Source organism: Nostoc sp. DedQUE08 (assembly GCF_034530895.1).
Lineage (GTDB): Bacteria > Cyanobacteriota > Cyanobacteriia > Cyanobacteriales > Nostocaceae > Nostoc.
This window is the reverse complement of record NZ_JAVRCD010000040.1, coordinates 1-22,670: the sequence shown is the minus strand read 5'-3', so window position 1 is coordinate 22,670 and position 22,670 is coordinate 1. Positions and strand designations below refer to the sequence as shown.

The 22,670-nt window shown below is 42.6% G+C and carries 16 protein-coding genes and 1 pseudogene; 11 read left to right on the top strand and 6 right to left on the bottom strand.

The genetic code is table 11. From position 1 onward, the window contains the following. The first annotated feature begins 10 nt into the window (after positions 1-10). The 8 genes from RMY64_RS23810 (at position 11) to RMY64_RS23775 (ending at position 9,695) form a co-directional block, all read left to right on the top strand. Positions 11-535 carry an SRPBCC family protein gene (locus RMY64_RS23810; RefSeq protein ID WP_322673260.1) on the top strand — a complete coding sequence of 175 codons (525 nt, stop codon included), beginning with the start codon at positions 11-13 and terminating at the stop codon, positions 533-535. 345 nt (positions 536-880) lie between these two features. Next, positions 881-1,951, top strand: a complete 1,071-nt coding sequence (locus RMY64_RS23805) for an Mrp/NBP35 family ATP-binding protein (protein WP_322685435.1) — start codon at positions 881-883, stop codon at positions 1,949-1,951. Positions 1,952-2,105: 154 nt separating this feature from the next. Beyond that, positions 2,106-3,419, top strand: a complete 1,314-nt coding sequence (rodA, locus tag RMY64_RS23800) for a rod shape-determining protein RodA (protein WP_322673258.1) — start codon at positions 2,106-2,108, stop codon at positions 3,417-3,419. 95 nt (positions 3,420-3,514) lie between these two features. Then, the gene (locus RMY64_RS23795) at positions 3,515-3,712 is read left to right on the top strand and encodes an NAD(P)H dehydrogenase subunit NdhS (protein WP_322673257.1); all 198 of its coding nucleotides are present in this window, start codon (positions 3,515-3,517) and stop codon (positions 3,710-3,712) included. Positions 3,713-3,791: 79 nt separating this feature from the next. Further along, positions 3,792-4,448 carry an HAS-barrel domain-containing protein gene (locus tag RMY64_RS23790; protein WP_094351696.1) on the top strand — a complete coding sequence of 219 codons (657 nt, stop codon included), beginning with the start codon at positions 3,792-3,794 and terminating at the stop codon, positions 4,446-4,448. A gap of 148 nt (positions 4,449-4,596) precedes the next feature. Further along, a complete protein-coding gene (locus RMY64_RS23785) occupies positions 4,597-6,735 on the top strand; it encodes a cation:proton antiporter (protein ID WP_322673256.1) in 2,139 nt (712 codons plus the stop codon). Positions 6,736-7,204: 469 nt separating this feature from the next. After that, complete coding sequence (locus RMY64_RS23780) at positions 7,205-8,155, top strand: UDP-glucuronic acid decarboxylase family protein (protein ID WP_322673255.1); 951 nt, start codon at positions 7,205-7,207, stop codon at positions 8,153-8,155. A 148-nt stretch (positions 8,156-8,303) separates the two neighbouring features. Beyond that, entirely contained in the window at positions 8,304-9,695 is a 1,392-nt protein-coding gene (locus RMY64_RS23775; protein ID WP_322685431.1) for a UDP-glucose/GDP-mannose dehydrogenase family protein, read from the top strand. Between the two features lie 141 nt (positions 9,696-9,836). Here the strand turns inward: RMY64_RS23775 and RMY64_RS23770 are convergent, their stop codons facing one another. The 6 genes from RMY64_RS23770 to RMY64_RS23745 all read right to left on the bottom strand — a co-directional run bounded on the left by RMY64_RS23770 (position 9,837) and on the right by RMY64_RS23745 (position 16,628). Beyond that, a complete protein-coding gene (locus RMY64_RS23770; RefSeq protein ID WP_322673253.1) occupies positions 9,837-10,631 on the bottom strand; it encodes a DUF2993 domain-containing protein in 795 nt (264 codons plus the stop codon). A gap of 561 nt (positions 10,632-11,192) precedes the next feature. Continuing rightward, positions 11,193-12,164: an aldo/keto reductase gene (locus RMY64_RS23765; RefSeq protein WP_322701296.1), complete on the bottom strand. Its 972-nt coding sequence runs from the start codon at positions 12,162-12,164 to the stop codon at positions 11,193-11,195. A 244-nt stretch (positions 12,165-12,408) separates the two neighbouring features. Next, positions 12,409-12,714: a DUF4090 family protein gene (locus RMY64_RS23760; RefSeq protein WP_322689627.1), complete on the bottom strand. Its 306-nt coding sequence runs from the start codon at positions 12,712-12,714 to the stop codon at positions 12,409-12,411. 155 nt (positions 12,715-12,869) lie between these two features. Continuing rightward, on the bottom strand, positions 12,870-13,124 hold the full coding sequence (locus RMY64_RS23755) for a hypothetical protein (RefSeq protein ID WP_322673250.1): 255 nt from the start codon (positions 13,122-13,124) through the stop codon (positions 12,870-12,872). 51 nt (positions 13,125-13,175) lie between these two features. Beyond that, entirely contained in the window at positions 13,176-16,289 is a 3,114-nt protein-coding gene (locus RMY64_RS23750; RefSeq protein WP_322701295.1) for a phosphoenolpyruvate carboxylase, read from the bottom strand. Between the two features lie 84 nt (positions 16,290-16,373). Then, positions 16,374-16,628 (bottom strand): hypothetical protein, encoded by a 255-nt coding sequence (locus RMY64_RS23745; protein WP_322701294.1) that lies wholly within the window; start codon positions 16,626-16,628, stop codon positions 16,374-16,376. A 467-nt stretch (positions 16,629-17,095) separates the two neighbouring features. Between RMY64_RS23745 and RMY64_RS23740 the strand changes: the two genes are divergently transcribed. From RMY64_RS23740 to RMY64_RS23730, 3 genes and pseudogenes are all read left to right on the top strand, one after another. Beyond that, on the top strand, positions 17,096-20,110 hold the full coding sequence (locus RMY64_RS23740) for a DUF1574 family protein (RefSeq protein ID WP_322701293.1): 3,015 nt from the start codon (positions 17,096-17,098) through the stop codon (positions 20,108-20,110). Between the two features lie 101 nt (positions 20,111-20,211). Continuing rightward, positions 20,212-21,711 carry an MBOAT family protein gene (locus RMY64_RS23735; RefSeq protein ID WP_322673246.1) on the top strand — a complete coding sequence of 500 codons (1,500 nt, stop codon included), beginning with the start codon at positions 20,212-20,214 and terminating at the stop codon, positions 21,709-21,711. Between the two features lie 352 nt (positions 21,712-22,063). Further along, positions 22,064-22,670: pseudogene (locus RMY64_RS23730) on the top strand (photosystem II q(b) protein); the annotation flags it as partial.

The following is a 22,670-nucleotide window of genomic DNA, read 5'->3' as shown; positions in this document are numbered from 1 at the left end:
GATTAGGAAAATGCAAGGTTGGTTATCCAAATTCATCCACCGCAAACGTCGTCGGTTTTGCGCTTCTCTGGTGTGGACATATCGAGAGATTAGTTCTGCTTCTGTAGATGAACTGTGGCAAAAAGTGGTTGACTTAACAGATGTTTCTTGGCATCCACAACTTAAGAGTACTAATGTTCCCCACGGATTAGTACCCAAACCAGGATTAATTTTTCAAGCTGTAACACGCTTTTCGCCGATTCCCATCAGAATTTTTGTGGAACGCGTCAATCCCAGAGAGATGCTGAGTATCCGAGTGATGGCGATTCCTGGAATAGAGGAACGAGTAACTTACCAAGTAGAGTCAACGGTTTGTGGTACTTGTTTATCTTATTCTGTAACGTTACGGGGTTGGTTATCACCCCTGATTTGGTCTTTATCCCGTCCTTATGCAGACAGAGTTGCACGATCTTTAGTCGAGGCAGTAGAAAAGACGGCATTACCAGCGGTATCTGGTAATAAAAAATCCCTTAATGACAGTTGTTTTGATTTTTAGGTAGTGAGGATTGGGGAAGAAGCAAGGGAGTAGAGAAGCAGGGGGCAGGGAGATGAGGGGACAAGAGGACAAGGAGATAAACAAAACTCCTAACTCTTAACTCCTAACTCTTAACTCCTAACTCAGCACGGGCTAAACCTTAGCTTTCCGCTAACAGCACTCAGCACTCCCAATGCCTAATGCCCAAAGAAAGTTAAGATTCTATTAGGTAATAATGCAATTTGCTAAGTTTTATCACGGCAGTAACAGTGATAACACTAAGCTGACCTTACTTAAGAAGGCATCCAGTTAATAGCTAAGATGTTCCCCACAAGTGTATTTATTCATTTTGAATTTTGAATTTTTATGTACGATGTCCTCGATTCCCGCTCTGTCTTAGAAATTTTGCGACCAGTGGAAGACCCAGAACTCCGCAAAAGTCTGGTAGAACTGAATATGATTCGCAACGTAAAAATTGATGGTGGTAAGGTTAGTTTCACTTTAGTGTTAACCACCCCTGCCTGTCCTTTACGTGAATTTATTGTCGAAGACTGTCAGAAAGCTGTCAAAAAACTTCCAGGCGTGACAGATGTCAGCATAGAAGTGACGGCAGAAACACCACAACAAAAAAGTTTACCCGATCGCACTGGCATTTCTGGAGTCAAAAATATCATTGCTGTATCCAGCGGTAAAGGTGGCGTTGGTAAAAGTACCGTGGCGGTAAATGTTGCAGTGGCTCTAGCCCAAACTGGGGCGAAAGTCGGCTTGCTAGATGCTGATATTTACGGGCCCAATGACCCAACCATGCTGGGTTTGTCTGATGCTCAAATTACTGTGCGTTCTACTGAAACAGGTGAAATCCTGGAACCTGCTTTTAATCACGGCGTCAAATTAGTTTCAATGGGCTTTTTGATTGACCGAGATCAACCAGTAATTTGGCGGGGGCCTATGCTCAATGGTGTAATTCGCCAGTTTCTCTATCAAGTGCAGTGGGGAGAACTGGATTACTTGATTGTAGATATGCCACCGGGAACCGGAGATGCTCAGTTAACTTTAACACAAGCAGTGCCGATGGCAGGAGCAGTAATTGTCACCACACCGCAAAACGTAGCTCTGTTAGATTCTCGCAAGGGATTGCGGATGTTCCAGCAAATGAATGTTCCAGTATTGGGGATCGTGGAAAATATGAGCTATTTTATCCCCCCCGATCGACCAGATAAGCAATATGACATCTTTGGTTCCGGTGGTGGCTCCAAAACAGCTGCGGAATTGGGAGTGCCACTCTTGGGGTGTGTGCCGCTAGAAATTTCCACGCGAGTTGGTGGTGATAGTGGTGTACCGATAGTTGTTGGCGATCCAGATTCAGCTTCAGCCAAAGCATTAATAGCGATCGCTCTTACCATTGCTGGTAAAGTATCAGTTGCTGCCCTGACATAATTATAAATTTTATATTTCTATCTACTTCCTGGGCTATAGCTTGGGAATACTAGAAATTGGGTGTTAGGGATTAGAGAAGTTGGGGAAGAATAAATATTGATTATTGACCAATTCCCAAACCCCAACAATTAAAGCTAAAGTCTAAACTGGCACAATGTTGTTAAAACGATCGCTCCCCAAAATTCGCTGGAAGTCTTGGGTTAAGCCCTGGCAGCATGTAGATTGGCTACTTTTTTGTTTGCCGATTGCTGTTAGTATTTTTGGCGGCCTGATGATTCTCAGTACGGAACTGAAGCAGCCAGTAACTGACTGGTGGTGGCACTGGATGGTAGCGGGTATCGGCGTGCTTATAGCCCTATTTTTATCTCGCATTCGTTACGAACTCTTGATGCAGTGGCACTGGGTAACATACACACTGACGAACTTCAGTTTAATTGCCGTGATGATTGCTGGTACTAGCGCCAAAGGGGCACAACGGTGGATTAGTATCGCCGGTTTTAACGTGCAACCCTCAGAATTTGCCAAAGTCGGCATGATTATCACATTAGCAGCTTTGCTACACAGGCGGACTGCTTCTAGCCTCGAAGGTGTTTTCCGCGTTTTGGCAATCACCGCTATACCTTGGGGACTAGTATTTTTACAGCCAGATTTAGCAACATCACTGGTATTTGGTGCGATCGTCTTAGGAATGCTTTACTGGGCAAATGCTAACCCAGGCTGGTTAATTCTGATGATTTCTCCGGTGGTTGCCGCCATTTTGTTTAGTATCTCTTGGCCTTTAACAGCGCCGATAGTTTTATTCAAAGAACTATCTTTTGGCCCATTAGGATTAATTTGGTCAGTTGCAATGGCTATTGTGGGCTGGCAAACTCTTCCCTGGCGTCGATTTGGTTTGGGTGCTATCGGTGCGTGGACTCTCAATATACTGGGTGGCGAATTAGGAGTCTTCGCCTGGAACCATGTTTTGAAAGAGTATCAAAAAGACCGACTAACTGTATTCATGAATCCCGATCACGATCCACTCGGTGCTGGATATCACTTAATCCAATCTCGCATTGCTATTGGTGCTGGTGAAATCTGGGGATGGGGTCTGTTCAAGGGGCCCATGACACAACTGAATTTTGTACCAGAACAGCATACAGACTTTATTTTCTCCGCAGTAGGGGAAGAATTTGGTTTTGTCGGTTGTTTGTTAGTACTGTTTGTCTTCTGCTTAATTTGCTTCCGTCTACTGCATATTGCCCAAACCGCCAAAGATAACTTTGGTTCTTTGTTGGCTATTGGTGTTTTGTCCATGATTGTGTTTCAGCTGATTGTCAACATTGGCATGACTGTTGGTTTAGCACCTGTGGCAGGAATTCCCTTACCTTGGATGAGTTATGGGCGTTCTGCGATGCTGACCAACTTCATTTCCTTGGGAATAGTAGAATCGGTAGCAAATTTTCGACAAAAACAGAAGTATTATTGATTCGTCATTAGTCATTTGTCCTTTGTCCTTCGCTAATGACAAATGACTATTAACAAGTATTAAGCTATTAAAAGGAAACAAACGAGGCTAAAAAAATGATTCTGCCTGGAGCAACTGTTCGTATTAAGAATCCCGCAGATACCTATTATCGCTACGAAGGACTCGTGCAACGGGTGAGTGATGGCAAAGTAGCCGTATTATTTGAAGGTGGTAACTGGGATAAATTAGTTACCTTTCGTTTGAGCGAATTGGAACTCGTAGAAACTACCGCCGGACGTAAAAAAGCCAAATAAAATTAGTCATTAGTCATTTGTTCTTTGTCATTTGGCAAAAACTAATGACTAATGACGAATGACTAATGACTAAATCACTATGCGCCTCCCCCTACCACAGTTTGCCACTGGCGATCGCCATCCGAACCACATTGCGGAGGTGATTGAAACTACTAGTACTGAATTTTTAGCTCAGTGTTTAGAGCCAGAAGATTTAAGCTTTCCCTCCATGCCACCCTTTGGTAGTTGGGTCTGTTCTGTAGATGAGGAATCTGGCAATCAAATTTATGCTGTAGTGTATTATGCCACAACTATGCCCATAGATTCCGTACACAGAGCAAGAGCATTAGGGTTGTCCTTGCAAGACTTACGGGAAGAACAACCCCAAATATTTGCCATGCTCCGCACAGAATTTAGGGCTGCGATCGTGGGATTTGAACTATCTTCGCAAAATCAAAGTTATAACCAAAGAGTATATCAGTATCTTCCACCCCGTCCCCCGCAAATTCATCAAGCTGTTTATCGATGTGAACCAGAAGCGATCATTAAATTTACTGAAGAACTAGATTTTTTACGGACACTGCTGTGTATAAATGGTGCGCCAATCGAGTCTTTAGCCGCAGCTGCCATTCGAGATGTATACCAGTTACGCAAAGCTGACCGACAATGGCTAATTAAAGCTGGACGTAGTTTAAGTGTGCTACTTAAAGACGACTACGATCGCTTACGATTCATTTTGAGTCAAATCCACCCGTAGGTAGTTAATTCTTAAATAATTGCCTAGTTAGTGTAAATTAAGAAGATTTTTGATTTTTTGTCAGGTGGCTTCCCTATCTATTCATATTGATCGGGCGATCGCCTCCAAGGTAATCGCTGTTTTACCATAGCCCCTTCAATTCCTATATATGGAACTAATATCACAAGTTCTTGTTCTGGAACCAACTTCCCAAGTTCTTGGCAAAGAACCAATTGTTCCCTTTGCTATTTTGCTGGTGGTCATCTTAGTTATACCCATCATGTTTGAGCGGCTAAGATTACCAGGATTAGTGGGTTTGGTTTTCTCAGGGCTAGTACTTGGGCCCTCAGGTTGGAATCTTTTTCAGTCTGACTCACCCATGATTAACCTACTATCAGACATTGGGTTAATTTATTTGCTATTTGTCGCTGGGCTAGAAATTGATTTAGAACAGTTTCGTCGGAAAAAAAGTCGTGCTTTTGGGTTTGCTAGTTTTACTTTCAGTGTACCCCTACTCATGGGAACCTTAGTAGGGCTGATTTTCGGCTATGGCTGGAATACTTCAATCTTAATTGGCTCTTTATTTGCTTCCTATACCCTTTTGGCATACCCCATAATCAGTCGTTTGGGAGTAATAAACAACGAAGCTGTTACTGTCACCATTGGAGCTACGATTTTTACAAACATTGGTGCAGTATTAATATTAGCCATTTGTGTAGCTGTCTCTCATACTGAAGCATTCAGCTTTGCGAAACTACTAACTTTGTCTGGTTGGTTAATTATTTACTCTGTGGCTGTTGTGACAGGCTTTGATTGGGCAGGCAAAGAATTTTTCAAACGGTCTGGAGACGATGAAGGAAACAAGTTTTTATTTGTGTTGCTTTCTGTGTTTCTGGCAGCTGTGGGCGCTCAATTGATTGGGGTAGAAAAAATTGTTGGTGCTTTTTTAGCGGGTTTGGCAGTGAATGAAGCTGTGGGTGAAGGTCCAGTCAAAGAAAAGGTGGTATTTATTGGCAGTGTGCTGTTCATTCCTATTTTCTTTGTTGACCTTGGCTTACTGATCGATTTACCCGCCTTTGTGAATAATCTGAACACGCTCAAATTAACGCTGTCGGTCGTAGTTGGTTTGATTATCAGTAAATTGATCGCAGCTTTGTTGACAAAACTGGTTTACCGCTATAAATGGCAAGAAATGCTAACGATGTGGTCGCTGTCACTACCCCAGGTTGGTACAACGTTAGCAGCAACTTTAGTGGGATATCAGTCTGGGTTGCTGCCAGTAGAAGTATTACATAGTGTGATTGTTTTAATGGTGGTCACATCAACCTTGGGGCCGTTGATAACTAGTCGAATAGCTGTGAGTTTGAATTCCCCACCAGATGAAGATCCAGCACCACCCCTAGCTGAGGAGAATGCATCAAAAACAGACAATGCTTTTACTATAGTCGTACCTATATATAATCCTCAGACCCAGCAGTATTTGATTGAAATGGCAGCGTTATTAGCACGTCAGTCTCATGGCAAAATTATACCCCTGGCGATCGCTACTGCTGCTGCTCACATGGATGCACCCCAGTTAGAAGCGTCTCTACAACGGAGTGAGTGGTTATTGAATAAAGCCACGACACAAAGTCGAACCTTGGGCGTAGCCGCAGAACCAATGCTGCGAATCGATGATGCTTTTGCTCAAGGAATTAGCAGAGCGGCTCGCGAACAAAAGGCTAATTTAATTGTTATGGGTTGGGGTAAACGGACTGGGTTACGAGCGCGTTTATTTGGGAATGTGATTGATGGTGTGCTTTGGGCATCTCATTGTCCAGTAGCAGTGACACGTCTAGTAGAATCACCGAAAAAAATTCAGCGGATCTTAGTACCAATAGAAAACTTAACAGCACCAACATTACAACCCGTACAATTTGCCCAGCTGCTAGCACAGGCAAATCAGAGCCACATTACTGTGCTGAATGTGTGCGATCGCCGTACTAGTTCTAGTAAAATTGCTTGGAGGCGATCGCATCTCTCCTTATTGGTATCTAAATTGGCTTTAGCCAATGCCCCAGAAATTCAAATCATCGCTCACGAAAATGTTGCCCAAGCGATTTTACAGGCAGCAAGATTATATGATTTAGTAGTTTTACCTTTTATACGTAATCGTACCAGTCCTGGAGGGTTAGCCATTAGCGATGTCACAACCCAGTTAGCCAGACAACTCACCTGCTCAATTATTATGCTTGGAGAACCGCAACGCACTCAAAGCACAAATTTAATTATGTCTACCACGGCTAGCAGCATTACATCTGCTGTATGATGTAAAGCAGAATACAGTTCAAGTAAGTAAACCTGGGCTGCATTAGAATAGTCCGCCGGAGGCATCAAATTTCCGAAAATATTGTTAATAAATGAATAAGCTGTAGGGATTTACATCTGTATTATTTGGATATATTTGTAGCGCGAGTGTCAACGCCATCTCGACTAATTTTTTGTATCCAATTAAAAACTTGATAACCGTAAAAATACTTTATATTTTTGAAGATTTGATAAAGTTCGGCTGAACAACAAACAACTTTTAAACAATTTCTGTTATTTTGCTAATTAAATTCTTAAGAAAACAGGTAAAAATATAACAAAACTACAACTGTGAAAAAATAGGTAAGTTCAACAACAATTTTGGATTGAGCCTTGTTATTTTTTTTTGTTTTGTATTTTTGTGCCCAAGGTGGGTAATCTAAAAGTAAGTGCAATAGCTACTGAAAATATTTGTAAGTAACTGGGAAACTATGAGAATTTTGGTGACGGGCGGTGCTGGGTTTATTGGTTCCCATCTCATCGACCGACTAATGGCTGCTGGGCATGAAATAATATGCTTGGATAATTTTTACACTGGTCATAAACGCAACATTTTAAAATGGTTAGACCATCCGTACTTTGAATTGATCCGTCACGATATTACCGAACCAATTCGGTTAGAAGTCGATCAAATTTATCATTTAGCTTGTCCTGCTTCACCAGTACATTACCAGTACAACCCAGTTAAAACCGTTAAAACCAACGTGATGGGAACACTGAATATGTTGGGGCTAGCTAAACGTGTGAAAGCGAGGTTTTTCTTAGCTTCCACTAGTGAAGTATACGGAGATCCAGAAGTTCATCCCCAAACTGAAGAGTATAGAGGTAGCGTCAATCCGATTGGAATACGTTCGTGCTATGACGAAGGTAAAAGAATTGCTGAGACTCTAGCATTTGATTACTACAGGCAAAATAAAGTTGATATTCGAGTTGTGCGGATATTCAACACCTACGGACCGAGAATGTTAGAAAATGATGGTCGGGTGGTGAGCAACTTTATAGTTCAAGCCTTACAGGGTAATCCTTTAACCGTGTACGGTGATGGTTCGCAAACTCGTAGTTTCTGCTACGTTTCCGATTTGGTAGAAGGATTCATCCGCCTAATGAATAGCGACTACATTGGCCCAGTCAATCTGGGTAATCCTGGTGAATACACGATTTTACAATTGGCACAAACTGTGCAAAATATGATCAATCCAGACGCGCAGATTAAATTCGAGGCACTACCTTCGGACGATCCCCGACGTCGCCAGCCTGATATCACAAAGGCAAAAACTTGGTTAAATTGGGAACCTACCATTCCTCTACAAGAGGGTTTAAAACTAACAATAGAAGATTTTCGCGATCGCATTCAAAGCGATGTCAATAATTCAACCACCTGAGTTACGTCTAGCGTCGCTCTAAATTTTCATGCAGGCTAACCCCATCGGTAGCTAGTATATTTAGTTGCTGATTTTTCCCAAGCGTCTAAGTGTAAAATTGATAATTTCTTTTTGAAGATTAAACCCAAATAAGTGAGGAGTTAAATAAATGCGTGTTTGCGTTATTGGTACTGGTTACGTTGGTTTAGTTACAGGCGCTTGCTTGGCTCATATTGGGCATGATGTAATTTGCGTAGACAACAACGAAGAAAAAGTTAAGTTAATGAAGTCTGGGCAGTCTCCAATTTTTGAGCCGGGACTCTCAGAAATTATGCAGTCTGCCATTCAAACAGAGAAGATTCATTTTACTAGCGATCTTGCTGCTGGAGTTTCCCACGGAGAAATTCTGTTTATTGCTGTGGGAACGCCACCTTTGCCCACTGGTGAAAGTGATACTCGTTACGTCGAAGCTGTAGCTCGTGGGATTGGTGAAAATCTCAACGGTGGTTATAAAGTCATAGTGAATAAATCTACAGTACCCATTGGCTCAGGTGACTGGGTACGGATGCTTGTTCTAGATGGTGTTGCAGAGCGGCAGAAAACACTGGTACCCGCAGGTGGAGTGCCGAGTGATGAGAAATTACCTGAATTTGTAGCCGAGTTTGATGTAGTCAGCAACCCAGAGTTTTTGCGCGAAGGTTCGGCAGTTCACGACACCTTTAACCCCGATCGCATCGTACTAGGAGGCAATAGCCAAAGAGCAGTAGCTTTAATGCAACAACTGTATGCCCCAATTGTAGAACGCAAGTACGCTGACGATCAATCTTTACCCCCAGTGCCAATTCTGGCAACAGACCTGAGTTCGGCGGAGATGATTAAATACGCTGCTAATGCCTTTTTAGCCACTAAGATTAGTTTTATTAACGAAGTTGCTAATATTTGCGATCGCGTTGGTGCTGATGTCACCCAAGTAGCTAGAGGTATTGGTCTAGATTCCCGCATTGGTAACAAGTTTTTACAAGCTGGTATTGGTTGGGGTGGTTCTTGTTTTCCCAAAGATGTCTCTGCTCTAATTCACACTGCTGATGACTATGGTTATGAAGCCCAGCTACTGAAATCTGCTGTCAGTGTCAACGAACGTCAGCGGTTGATTGCTTTGGAAAAACTCCAACAAGTTCTAAAAATTCTCAAAGGCAAAACAGTCGGACTACTCGGACTGACCTTCAAGCCCGATACCGACGACTTGCGCGACGCCCCAGCACTCAACCTAATTGAGCAGTTAAACCGACTGGGAGCTAAAGTTAAAGCCTATGACCCCATTGTTTCCCAAACAGGTCTACGTCATGGACTTTCTGGTGTGCTAGTAGAAACCGATGCCGAAAGACTCGCTGACGGCTGTGATGCCTTAGTACTTGTCACCGAATGGCAGCAATTCAGCACTCTGGACTATGTGAAGATGGCGAAACTGATGGCCCACCCCGTTATCATCGACGGTCGTAACTTCCTCGACCCCGAAGCAATGATCCGCGCTGGATTCCAGTATGTAGGTGTGGGAAGATAAAAAGTTAAAAGTTAGGAGTTATTAATTACTCCTAACTTTCTTCAAAAACTAAAGATTTAAATTACCGTCTAGAATCATTTAGGCGGTATTTAATTTGTTTAAAGCTTCACTATACTTTAATTTTTTGCCTATAATTTTGGATTAAGGACTATTTGGAATACGTTCAATTTCAGCATATCCACTGAAAATAATTTTTTGACCTTCAGTTTCTAATCGGTTGAGGCGCATTTTCACTCCATCAAGATCAAAACGATCCAAATCGACCATATTATCTAAAATTTCTACCAGTGCTACGCTCAACGTTTGCGAGATTTCTCGTTGCCCTTCTGGCACTTGGTCAAGTTGAATTTTCGGATCTTTGAAAGAAACTCGCCGCCGTCTTTCAATACCTACAGTTAAAATCATGTTCAGGGGTACGAGTTCGCCATTATTTAAATCTGCTTTTGCTACAAGCTGTAAGCGATTTTCTGGCAATAGCTGTACCTGAACATCTGTAAAGGAGACTGGTTCTCCACCAGATAATTCTGTCAGTGATGGTACGGTGAGGTTAAGCAAGCGCTTTTTCACCAGTTCTGCATTAAAAGCTTGGTTTATGCCTGCTTCTGATAAGATTACTTGAGCGATCGCTTGAGTAGGTTGCTTAAGGCTAAGTTTGCCCTTTAAAACCGAGCCGAAGTCAATGGCCACCGCATCAGTTTCAAACGACATCTCCTCAACCGCGAAATCTCTCCGAATCACCAAGCCACGGCCGCTCATTTTGAAGCTATCAATGCTGCCTTGCAAGAGCTTGCTGGAAGGATAGCAGCGCACAAAGACTTCTACTGACTCGCTCGTGCTAAACAGGTGGCGAATCGTTTGGCTAGCGACTGTGTTGAGCATTCGCTCTCCCCAATCTGTGCCTTTAGGATCTTGTAAACCAGTAAGTCCGCCGAACATGTGGTTTTGGGTCTCTAGAAGTTCTTTGTACTTTTGTAACAAATCATGAAGAATACAGCAAGCGATCCCGTGATTAATTGTGCTGATGAATAGGCATAGAATGGCTGATAATTGATGAATTATGTATTAAATATTACTATGTGATTTAAGTTGAGAGAAAGTCGTAGTATTCATGACAATAGTAATCCTAAGAGAATCAGATTACTGCGGCGTAGTATTTTATAGATGGTTAAAATGTATCATTTATACGGTTATAATACATTTTGGGTACTCTAGTACTACATAAAAGAAGGCTGAGTCTTCCTGAATCAGCTTCAACCTCATGGTTTCCACACGTATCGCGAAGTCTTACGATCCGCTCAAATACTGCATTAGCAATATTAATCGTGCTAATTTTGATATGATTCTGGATTTATTTAATGCATAAAACCAGAATCATATCAAGATATTCACGTTCTTTGGTAATTTTCGTTATAGTTTCTGTGGCGATCGCTCCATAGTTTTTATAATTTTAAATTCATTAATCAAGTTTCTAGAATTCAAAATATATTGGTATTGAGTTTATTTTCTTGATGCTGACATCAATTCCTGGATGCCCTGTGGTTCTTCTCCCAGCCAATCTTGATTTTGGGCAGTGCTGTCGAAGATTGATGAGGTTTTGAAAGGCTCAAACTCGCCGCGTGATGACGCTTCTGCCGTTTTTGCTAAGAGCGATCGCACTTGCTCGTCGTTCATTGGCTGGAACGTCCGCACTGCTTCAAAAGCTTGCTCTAGAATCTCCATACTGTCAATTCCGGTAATCACAACTGATGTAGGCAGATTCAAAGCATAGTGTAAACATTCAATTGGCGTTACAGTATTTGACCGTAAAAGAATACCATTTGCCAAGCTTTTCATTCCCAGAACCCCGATGTTTTGTTTAACTAGCTCTGGTAAAACCAGCTTTTCAAAGCTTCGGTAGTGGGCATCCATCACACTCAGAGGCATCTGCACTGTATCAAATTTAAACCCGTTACTGGCTGCAACTTCCAGCATATGCAGATGAACATAGGGGTCTTTATGCCCAGTAAAACCTATATATCGGAGTTTGCCAGCTTTCCGTGCTTCAATCAAGGCAGCATTCGCCCCTTCTTCGTGAAAAACTCGATGCGGATCTTCATGCCGCAGGATTTCGTGGTGCTGAACCAGATCGATGCAATCAACTTGCAGGCGTTGCAGTGATTCGTCTAGCTGTTTTGCTGCTGCTTTTTTAGAGCGACCATCGATTTTCGTCATCAGGAACACTTTGTCTCGATAGCCATGCAAGAGCGCTTTTCCCATGCGAATTTCGCTGACTCCACCGTTGTAATCCCAACTGTTATCCATAAAAGTGATGCCGCGATCGATCGCAGTTCTAACAATTCGGATACCTAGTTCCTCATCAACATGCTTCAAGGCGATGTGCCAACCACCCAATCCGATGGCGGAAACTTTCTCTCCTGTACTGCCGATAACTCGGTATTGCATTTCTGAATTTGACGTAGTTTCTGACATGAGTTTTCCAAGTCTTTCAGCTATTACTTAAGTACATATAGCCATCTGCCAATTCAAACACAAGAGAAAGTTGACAATATCTTGCTGAAGATACACTTTTCAACTCATCGGGAAATTACTGAAGAAGCCAAAATATCGATGGCAATTTGCTATGTTTGAGGTAAAGAATCGAGGGCACAGCATTGCTGTACCCCTAGAACATATTTGGTTCAAATAAATGAAAACTGTTGTACGAAATTAACAATTATTTACCACTATAAAAAAAGGCAATTTCTTTTTCTTTTAGGGGTGCGAAACCAGCATCTACAAGTAATTGGTCGAGTTCTGCTTGGGCAATGTGTTTTGCGCCAATTCGTACAATGCGCGATCGCATAGTATTAGATACACCACTGCGCTGTCTATTGGCTTCTAGCGCCATAACTTTACTATAAAGTTCTAGCTTGGCAGGCGGAATGGGAGAACCATCAAAATCAATTCCCTGTGCGATCGCTTCATCAATCGCATCAGCTCCTGTAGTAGTTTGATTCCCTGGGTTAGTTTCGGTAGGCATGGTGATTTACTCTTCTTCGCTATGGGTAGATTTTACCAGCGTTACTGACACCAAAGTTGCCCGAACTCACGTTTACAGAAGTTTTCATGTATTTGAACCACATTTGTTGTAGGGGCGCAAGGCTTTGCGTCCTTACAACTGCGTGGTTCTCTTTATTAATCACGAGCTTGTCGCGTCACCACACCACCAACAAATGCCCCTAAAATAGTGCCTGTCCATAGCCCTGTTGTGCTACCTTGCCATATTGCTCCTGGTGTAATCCAAGCGTTGCACATCTCCTTTAAACCCCAAGGTTGGTTTTGACACTTTTGACTATGCAGCATTATGGTAATTTGCCCACTGGTGTAAGCGCCAAAAAAACCTGATGACAGCGCCAAGAAAGTGCAAATTAAAATTCTGTTTTTTGTCATTTGTCATTTGTCATTTGTCATTGGTCATTATGCCCAATGCCCTATTCCCAATCAACCTGTATTTCTCATCCCGGCTGCAATCCCATTAATAGTTAACAATGCTCCTCGCAGTAACTCGCCTTTGCTGTAACGAGAATGAATTACTCCAGAAGTAGCAGTAGTATTTTGGGACTGCCGTAGACGCTTGAGTAGTGAAACTTGGATAAATCCCAAGGGGACAATTGTCCCATTCCGTAACTGCACAGATCGTTGCAATACCGGATCGCCATCTAAGAGTCGATTGTGATCGGTGATTTTTAACACCAAATCCCTTGTCAGATAGAACTCGCTAGCAATTTGGTCAAAAACCTTGGCAAAACGAAGTTGATCTTCTGGTTTTGAGAGTTCTTGGACGTAGTGATGTGCCATTTGCATATCTACTTTTGCCAAAGTCATCTCGGCCTTAGAAATCACCATCTTGAAAAACGGCCACTTAACGTAAAAGTAGCGCAGTAATTTCAAGTGTTCTTCTGGTTCTGCGTTCAAAAATTCTTGTAAGGCTGTGCCAACGCCATACCACGAAGGAAGTAAAAAGCGAGTTTGCGTCCAGCTAAATACCCAAGGAATAGCTCGCAGACTGCTTAAATCTTTTTTACCAGATGGCCGACGGGCGGGACGGGAACTAATTTGCAGTTGGCTAATTTCTTCAATGGGGGTTACTTCATGGAAGAAATCAACAAAATCAGGCTGTTCGTAGATTAAAGCTCGATAATGTTGACGCGATCGCACTGCTAATTCTTCCATAATCTCATTCCAGGGTTCAATATCATCAAACCCTGTCCGCAGCAGGCTGGCTTGAATCACAGCCGTAGTGATGGTTTCCATGTGATACAAAGCCAAGTCCAACAAGGAATATTTGGAAGCTAAAACTTCTCCTTGTTCGGTAATCTTGATTCGCCCATTGATACTATGACCTGGTTGAGCCAAAATCGCTTCGTAAGCAGGGCCCCCACCTCGTCCCACAGAACCGCCGCGTCCGTGGAAAATTCGCAAATTTAGATCGTAGTTTTCTGCTATTTGTTGCAGTGATTTTTGAGCTTTATGAATTTCCCAATTACTGCTTAAAAAACCAGAGTCTTTGTTGCTGTCAGAATACCCCAGCATTACTTCTTGCAAGTTGGGGGTGATGGAGGAGGCAGGGGAGCAGGGGAGCAGGGGGGCAGGGGAGGCAGGGGAGGCAGGGGGGGCAGGGGAGGGTGAATTTTCATCTGCACCTTCTGTTTTTGTCTGTTCGTAACCACCGGCTAATAAAGCGCGATATAACGGCAGTTCAAACAGTTTCCGCATGACGCTTCTAGAGCGTTGTAAGTCTTCTACTGTCTCAAAAAGGGGGATAACTTGAATAGTTCCGACGGCAATGGCGGGGTCAAAAAGTCTGGCTTCTTTAGCTAAAAGCAATACTTCCAGCACGTCGCTCACGTCGCGGCACATACTGATAATGTAAGTTTGGCAGATGTTCAGACCAAATTCTTGCTGGAGCGATCGCACGACGCGAAAGGTTTCAATTACATCGTTGGTTTTTTCGGAAAATGGCAATTCTGCGGGAATTAATGGTCTGCGGGTTTGCAGTTCGCCTGTAAGCCAAGCAACTTTTTGCTCTTCGGAGAGTTCGTTGTAAGGTTGGGGTAATATTTGCAGGTATTCCAGAATCTCATTGAGCGCATCGGCGTGGCGGGATGATTCTTGGCGGATATCTAACTGTGTCAAGTTAAAGCCAAAAATTTCTACCTGACAAATCAGATTTTCTAATTCTCGACAACTTAAACCTGTTTCTGTTAAGTTGCGCTGAATCATCCGCAGTTCTGCTAAAAAATCGGCTCCTGAACGATATAGGGGACTGTCTTGATTTGTTGGCGTTTCCCGATTGTACAAAGCTATATTGCGATCGCGAGTATTTTCCAGCCGTTTCAGTACGTAAGCCAGTTTGAGCCGATAAGGTTCTTGTCGATAACGCAGTGCCAGTGCATCGTAAACTTCACTCAATTGGGACTGATCCAATTCTAGAGATTCCAGTAAGTCTGGTAAAACATCACTCCAGTGCATCGACACACTCAACAATTCAATCAGATTTTTCACTGACTGAATATATCTCCCGATCACCATTTTGCGCTGATAGCAAGCTGTTTTCCAGGTGATTTCAGGTGTGACTGATGGGTTTCCATCTCTGTCTGAGCCTACCCATGAGCCAAAAGAGCAAAAGTTTTTACTCGGTGGTTCAAGCCAAGGAAAGGTATTGGATAGAGCGTGTTTGAAACGTTTATACAGTTGGGGAATGCCATCAAATAAAACTTCTTGGAAGTAGTGCAGGGCATAATCTACTTCATCTAGCACTGTGGGTTTGAACTGGTGAAGTTCATCTGTACGCCACCACAGGCGAATCTCTTCGAGCAATTGTTCGCGGACATCTACTGCTTCCCAAGGATATGCTCCTGGTGTACTCCCAGAGTGATTTTCCAAGGTATCCAGTTTTTGCAAAAGTTGTACCACCTGTCGCTGCTTATCCCGGATAGTATGACGAACAATTTCCGTCGGATGCGCTGTAAAAACTAACCGCACATCCAGATGTGCAATTAGACGTTGAATTTGCTGGGGTGGTACATTCAGTTTGAATAAATAGGGAAACAAGGCAGCAAAAGTACCTTTTGGTTTGACTTGCGCCTTTTCGAGATAATTCTTTTTGAGGAAGGCTGCTGCTATTCCCTTGCTAACAGGCGCATCATCTTCTCTTTGATTGGAGGAATAGTTAACATTAGACGGTGTTTCCGGCTCCATAGCCTCTGTTTCTGCTTCATAACGACTCAATTGCTGCCGTTGTTCGTATTCCTGCTCTATGATGTTAATCAGCTGAAAATACAGAGCGAAAGCACGAGCCGCGCGAATTGCTTCGTTGATATTTAGTTGTTCAATTAATTTTACGGCTGAGGATGCTTGGTCATTTGTTGCTTGTCCCTCTGGCGAACATAGATCGCGCAACTCACGCAACAAGTCTACCATATTTTGACCGCATTCTTGCCGGAGAACTGACTCCCACAATTCTTCCACTACCTGGAGACGATGACGCAAAAATAATTCCGACACCGGGTATATATCAGCAGTTTGAGACGAAGAGTATAAAAGGGAACCCATATTCTCTATTCTTGTAAAGCTAATTACTGTTTACGGTTCTAGGTTTTGCACTTAATGCTCGCTGGGTTGTTCCTGAGCAAATAATTATTTGGTGTATATCTTCTCATCTTGATTGATTTCGCGTTCATCTGGGAAATCTAAATTGGGTAGGCGATCGCCTCGAAATAATTCTTCACTAGCTTCTCCTATGGCTTCTAGTGCTCTTACTGTAGTTTTTCCAGTAATCAGCAGCAGTAATATAGACGCTGTACCTATTTGTAAAAGGAGCGATTGAGGAATCGGAAACAAATCCAGATTGGATGCGGGTTTAGGTGAAGACTCTTGGTTGGTAGGAGGCATTGCTAATTTTTGGTTATGGGAATTATGAGTAAAAAGCAGTTAGGAGTTAGGAGTTCAGAGTTAGGAGTTAGGATGACTCCAACGATAAAGGAATGGAGTTGAAATGAGATAAGCTGATTATTTGTTTAGCCGATCCGGGACATTAGCGTAGTCGGACACAAATCCGGCTTTAAAGGACAAGTCATCAGCCAGTCATATAGAATTATTCTGACTCCTAGCTCCTGGCTCCTAACTTTTAACTCCTAACTCCTAACTTCTGATTTCTGACTCCCTATTAGTAAAATAAACGCAAAACTCAACACTTAGTCAGACTTGCAACCTATACAAGACTATCTTGTCCGATTTTGTGAGCTACGAAGGTAACAAAATTGTTAAAAAAAAACGTCAGAGTGTGATAAACCTATGGTTCTAGTTTACAAGTGCAGGCACTATCCCCCAACCATCGCTGACTGTAAAGTTAACTGAGCATGAAAACAGTAGTACCAGATCGCCAGCAATCCTTAGTGCAATGGGTAAGCCAAGCAACAGGGATCAACACTTTCGGAGTGAAAGTCCGGTTGCGGGGAAATGACCTTCATATTCTTTGTGAAGGTACAGAATGTCCGCAGCGTTGGCGTACTTTGTCTGATTTGCTGCAAGCACTACAGCAAACAAACTTAGATATCCTCACAAACAGCGAACAAACCTCAATATATCAAGTATTTGTCTATGGCCGCAGAAAAGGGGAGCAGCGTCCCTCGTGGTGCCATCGGGTTCACTTGAATCAAATAGATAAGCATCTCGATCAGGTGCAACAAGCGCTGCTAGCAGACTCGGAAAAATTAAAACAATCGGGTGGGGCGCTAATTGTCTCTAACGAAAGTTTGGCACGCCAAGGGAATCCAGAAGCGATCGCTCGATATCTTAGCGAAACTTTGAGTACGTTAGGTGTATCGGTACAGGTAAAGATTAAGCCATATAAGCCCAAGAATTCTCAGCCAGAAGAAAATCGTCTGTGGATATTTTGCCAGTCAAGCTATAGCCCTGATGCATCGTTGCTTGCTGAACCGATAGCACAAAAGTTGCGTTATCTCAAGCTTTCCGGGTACCAAGATGCCGTAATTGTTTCTCAGGTAAGCGGCGAAACTGATCCTGATTGGCTGCTGCAGGTGGATTTGACGCCACCAGAGGTGATGCTGAAAGAGTGGGCGCGTTGGGGAGATGTGCAAGCGATCGCTCGATTATTAGCTGAAGTACTATCAGGGTTAAAAGTTGGTGTCCAAGTTTCTTTAAAAGAATCAACGCTACATATATTTTGTATACCAGCTTTCGATCCTTTAGGAACAGCCCCGATCCCAGACAAGGTAGCGTGCTTAAAGGCAATTTTACCGCAGCTAGAAGCGATCGCTCCTCAAGCCATTCTCGCCGCCACCGTATACGGACAAAAAGCAGGCGACAAAGAACCCACTTGGATTGATTGGTTGAGTTTACCCGCAGCAAACTATCCCGCTTTTGCCATATCACCACTTGATTTGGCAAATACTGGTGATGAACCAGCGATGGTATTTTTACTAGAGCGCTTACTCAATCCTGATTTGGATTGGCGACTATTGACAGGTGGAATTCGCGTACTTCTACTGAACAAAAATGGTTTATTGCACATTATGTGTGATGCACCTGTTTGTCCACAGCGACAACAAGTAGCAAGTAAAATTACGCAGTTTATCCGCCAGTTAAAAATTTCCGGTATTATGGGAGTACGTATCTACGGTCGCCGTGCTGGGAATAAAGAACCTTTTTGGCATTATGGCGTCGATCTTGAACATCGCCAACGTTTAGTACCAGAAGCAACCCCAGAATTTGCTGCTACTTCTATATACATTGACGATTTAGTAACATCTGAGACTAGTGAACCAATTTTGCGCCCAGACTTAACGACAGAAGAAGTTCAAAATTTTGTAACCGAAGTAGCGCGAGATTGGATAGCAACGGCGAGTTCAACTGCGAGAAAATTCTTGTTGAAAAGCCAGTTATTTACCGAAAGCAGCGATTCAGCAGAACGTAACCATGATGTTCAAGGAATTAAAATTGCTCTAGTTTGGGGAACACTGGGATTATTGCTCACCCTGCAAACTGATTGGGTATTGGGTCGAATTATTGCACGTACTACGCCCACGCCAAAAGTAGCTAGTGCCACCCTCCCATCTCCATCTTCCGAGCAAAAGGCATCTTTGACATCTGGGAAAAATCCGAGTGAGAAAACGACATTTTTTAGCAGCACTTCCAAGAAAAAATCTCCTCCAAATCAGAGTTCTGTATTTAATGCTTCGGAATTTACCCAGAGTGATGATACCCCAAAAAATAATTTGGCAGCCGCACCATTGAAGGAAAAAGCAACCGCAACAGCTATTCTTTTAGCAGCGCGATCGCAGATGCCAAGTTTTAATGTTAGGCAGTTAGACGAGCAACTAGCACTGTATAAACAGCGTTTGGCTAGAACTGGTAGTCCGCCAGATGTGTTGATTATTGGCTCCTCGCGCGCCCTCAGAGGAGTAGATCCCGCAGCACTTTCTAAAGCTTTAGCAACTCAAGGTTATCCAAATCTTGACGTGTTTAACTTCGGAATCAACGGTGCTACGGCACAAGTTGTAGACTTTGTGATTCGTCACGTTTTAGAACCATCAGAACTACCCAAAATAATTATCTGGGCAGATGGGGCGCGTGCTTTCAATGGTGGACGCGAGGATATTACCTTTAAATCACTTGCGGCATCCGTTGGTTATAAGCAAGCATTCCAAAAAACAGCAACCACTGCAAATAGCAATGATTTACCAGAGAATATAGTAAATTCGGAAGAACAAAAAACAAACGAAGAAAAACAGGAGATTAGTACTTATGAAGCCGTCAATCAGTCATTAAATCAGGCTCTAGCCTCTGTTTCTGCTAGCTATCAAAACCGCGATCAAATTAAAAGTTTACTACAAAAACAACTGCTCGTATTTGGTAAAAATCAGACAGTTGCATCACAAAAACAGTTGACAGACGGTACTTCAGATGAAAGTATTTCCCAGCAAGCAGTTGACTTTGATGGCTTTCTACCTTTGTCGATTCGCTTTAATCCCGCGAGATACTATCAAAAACATTCCAGAGTTCCCGGAAATTATGACAACGACTATAAATCTTTCCAAGTAGAAGGACAGCAAGATACTGCTTTTCAAGAAGTGCTTCAGTTTACCCAGTCTCAGAAAATCTCCTTAGTATTTGTCAATATGCCTTTGACGGCAGATTATTTAGATCCAGTGCGTAAACAATATGAGCAACAATTTCAGCAATATATGTTGCGTTTGGCTACTAATCCCAACTTTATTTATCGTGATTTGAGCCAACAGTGGCCAAAAGTAAATGATTTCTTTTCCGATCCTAGCCACCTCAATCGGTTTGGTGCATACGAAGTATCGAAAAAGCTAGCTAACGATCCGATGATTCCTTGGCCAGTGAAGTAGGGAGTGGGGATGAGGGAGCAGGGGGCAGGGAGCAGGGGGCAGGGAGCAGGTGAGAATAACTAATGACCAATGACAAATGACACATGAAAAATGACTAAAAAATGAACTTTATCTCAATTTTCTTTGGGCTGTTCTTATTGAGTGTGTTAGGAATTTACTGGTCTTTAGCACAACATAAATTGCGATTATGGACGCTGCTAATTGCTAGTTTGGTTTTTTACTCCTCTTTGCACATCCAATATATACCATTACTATTAGCATTGACGTTTATCAATTTCCGTATAGGACTGAAAATTGGTAACAACACATCACCAGGGAAACATTCTCTTGACTGGCAAATTTCTAACGAAGAGTGGCAATTTGCTCAAGTTGATTGGAATCGTCGCCGTTTAAAGGTTTTGTGGGTGGGTATAATTCTAAATGTTTTTCTGCTATTAGCTTTTAAGTATTTTACCCCTTTATTCAAGTTTGTTTTTCATGTTCAAACAAACTCACCAGATAGCTCTTTTAAATTAATTGCACCCTTGGGAATTTCATTTTTCACCTTTGAATGTATTGCTTATTTAATAGATGTCTATCGCGGTGCCCCTGCTACTGATAATTTTCTCAAATTTGCTACGTACAAATTATTCTTCGCCAAACTGATTTCAGGGCCGATTACGCGCTACCACAACTTAGCAAATCAATTCAATACATTAGAATTACCCAATACTAATAGAGTAGCCCAAGCGCTGTGGTTGATTGCTAGGGGCGCAGTCAAAAAAGGTATTTTTGCAGACCACTTGGGAATTTTTGTAGATTTATGTTTCGGTAATTTGCAACGGGCCGGTAGTACGGATCTCTGGTTAGCTACATTTGCTTATGGGTTGCAGTTATATCTAGATTTCAACGGTTACGTAGACATTGCCCGTGGTAGTGCTATGCTTTTCGGTTTAGTTCTACCTGAAAATTTCGACTTTCCTTATTTCAGCACCAATATTTCTGAATTTTGGCGGCGCTGGCACATGACTCTGGGTGATTGGTTACGTAACTATGTCTACTTTCCGTTGGGTGGTTCCCGTCGCGGTTTAGTCCGTACCTGCTGGAATTTATTTATTGTGATGCTAATTGCTGGTATCTGGCACGGTGCTGCTTTGGGTTATGTCGTTTGGGGTATACTCCACGGATTAGCTTTGGTGGTTCATCGACTTACAGATTCTATAAGCGATCGCTTTGAAACTTTAGAACAATTCTGGCAAAATCCTCTGGGTATCTTTGTCGCTTGGTTCTTAACTCAAATGATGGTTTTTACCTCTTGGATTTGGTTCCGTCTACCTAATCTCCAAGACTCTTCTTTGGTAATTCGGCATCTTTGGGGTTATCCGGCTGACGCCCAGTTTGCTGAAAAGGTCTATGTCGAAGCCTTAAATATGAGCCAATCCCAACTCGCTTGGGTACTTCTAGGTTTAGCTGCGCTTATGGCTGTAGTCTATGCATTCAATCGAATGCTGAAGTTAGAGTTTAACTGGCCCCTTAAGCTTGTCTTCGTCCCCCTATGTTTTTACGCTGTTTGGTTATTAGCTCCTGAAGGCAGTTTGCCTTATATCTACTTTGATTTTTAACTGAATCATCAGACAATATAGAACTTAATATCTTGTTACAAATCAACAAGACTTAAAATGTTTTTCATCGACTAATTGTAAAGAAGTGTAAAGGTAAATAACTAGGCGATCGCTTCATTGAAAGTGGTAGCTAGTTTATTGTTGAAATGGCTGAAAAAGCTTGAATCTATTACTTTTATTTTGATTATTTCATAGAAGGAAAACTTTACAGATCGATGAGCTTGTTAAAGAATTACGTTACAGAATATTAAGCCAAAGATCCCGTCAAAGTAAATTCATGTAGACTGTATTTCAACAGGCGAAAATAAATCCGTTTGTTGCATATTTAACAACCCATAGCACTTATAAAACCATGACCACAACCTTACAACGGCGCTCCGACGCTAATGTATGGGATCGCTTCTGCGAGTGGATCACCAGCACTGACAACCGTATATATATCGGTTGGTTTGGTGTACTCATGATCCCAACCCTGCTAGCTGCTACAACCTGCTTCGTAATTGCATTCATCGCTGCTCCTCCTGTGGACATCGACGGCATCCGCGAACCAGTTGCGGGTTCTTTGATTTACGGAAACAACATCATCTCTGGTGCAGTTGTTCCTTCTTCAAACGCAATCGGCTTGCACTTCTACCCAATCTGGGAAGCAGCTTCTCTTGATGAGTGGTTGTACAACGGCGGTCCTTACCAGTTGGTAATTTTACACTTCTTGATCGGTTGCGCTGCCTACCTTGGTCGTCAGTGGGAACTTTCTTACCGCTTAGGTATGCGTCCTTGGATCTGCGTAGCTTACAGCGCACCTCTGGCTTCCGCTACCGCAGTATTCTTGATCTACCCAATTGGTCAAGGTTCATTCTCTGATGGTATGCCTTTGGGTATCTCTGGAACCTTCAACTTCATGATTGTGTTCCAAGCAGAACACAACATCTTGATGCACCCCTTCCACCAATTAGGTGTAG

Excerpts from the sequence above, each read along its gene's own strand:
- RMY64_RS23765 (WP_322701296.1), bottom strand. The coding sequence starts at position 12,164 with ATGTCAGAAACTACGTCAAATTCAGAAATGCAATACCGAGTTATCGGC.
- RMY64_RS23780 (WP_322673255.1), top strand. The coding sequence starts at position 7,205 with ATGAGAATTTTGGTGACGGGCGGTGCTGGGTTTATTGGTTCCCATCTC.
- RMY64_RS23740 (WP_322701293.1), top strand. The coding sequence starts at position 17,096 with ATGAAAACAGTAGTACCAGATCGCCAGCAATCCTTAGTGCAATGGGTA.
- RMY64_RS23755 (WP_322673250.1), bottom strand. The coding sequence starts at position 13,124 with ATGACAAAAAACAGAATTTTAATTTGCACTTTCTTGGCGCTGTCATCA.
- RMY64_RS23770 (WP_322673253.1), bottom strand. The coding sequence starts at position 10,631 with ATGTTCGGCGGACTTACTGGTTTACAAGATCCTAAAGGCACAGATTGG.
- RMY64_RS23760 (WP_322689627.1), bottom strand. The coding sequence starts at position 12,714 with ATGCCTACCGAAACTAACCCAGGGAATCAAACTACTACAGGAGCTGAT.
- RMY64_RS23790 (WP_094351696.1), top strand. The coding sequence starts at position 3,792 with ATGCGCCTCCCCCTACCACAGTTTGCCACTGGCGATCGCCATCCGAAC.
- rodA (WP_322673258.1), top strand. The coding sequence starts at position 2,106 with ATGTTGTTAAAACGATCGCTCCCCAAAATTCGCTGGAAGTCTTGGGTT.
- RMY64_RS23810 (WP_322673260.1), top strand. The coding sequence starts at position 11 with ATGCAAGGTTGGTTATCCAAATTCATCCACCGCAAACGTCGTCGGTTT.
- RMY64_RS23805 (WP_322685435.1), top strand. The coding sequence starts at position 881 with ATGTACGATGTCCTCGATTCCCGCTCTGTCTTAGAAATTTTGCGACCA.
- RMY64_RS23750 (WP_322701295.1), bottom strand. The coding sequence starts at position 16,289 with ATGGGTTCCCTTTTATACTCTTCGTCTCAAACTGCTGATATATACCCG.
- RMY64_RS23785 (WP_322673256.1), top strand. The coding sequence starts at position 4,597 with ATGGAACTAATATCACAAGTTCTTGTTCTGGAACCAACTTCCCAAGTT.
- RMY64_RS23795 (WP_322673257.1), top strand. The coding sequence starts at position 3,515 with ATGATTCTGCCTGGAGCAACTGTTCGTATTAAGAATCCCGCAGATACC.
- RMY64_RS23745 (WP_322701294.1), bottom strand. The coding sequence starts at position 16,628 with ATGCCTCCTACCAACCAAGAGTCTTCACCTAAACCCGCATCCAATCTG.
- RMY64_RS23775 (WP_322685431.1), top strand. The coding sequence starts at position 8,304 with ATGCGTGTTTGCGTTATTGGTACTGGTTACGTTGGTTTAGTTACAGGC.
- RMY64_RS23735 (WP_322673246.1), top strand. The coding sequence starts at position 20,212 with ATGAACTTTATCTCAATTTTCTTTGGGCTGTTCTTATTGAGTGTGTTA.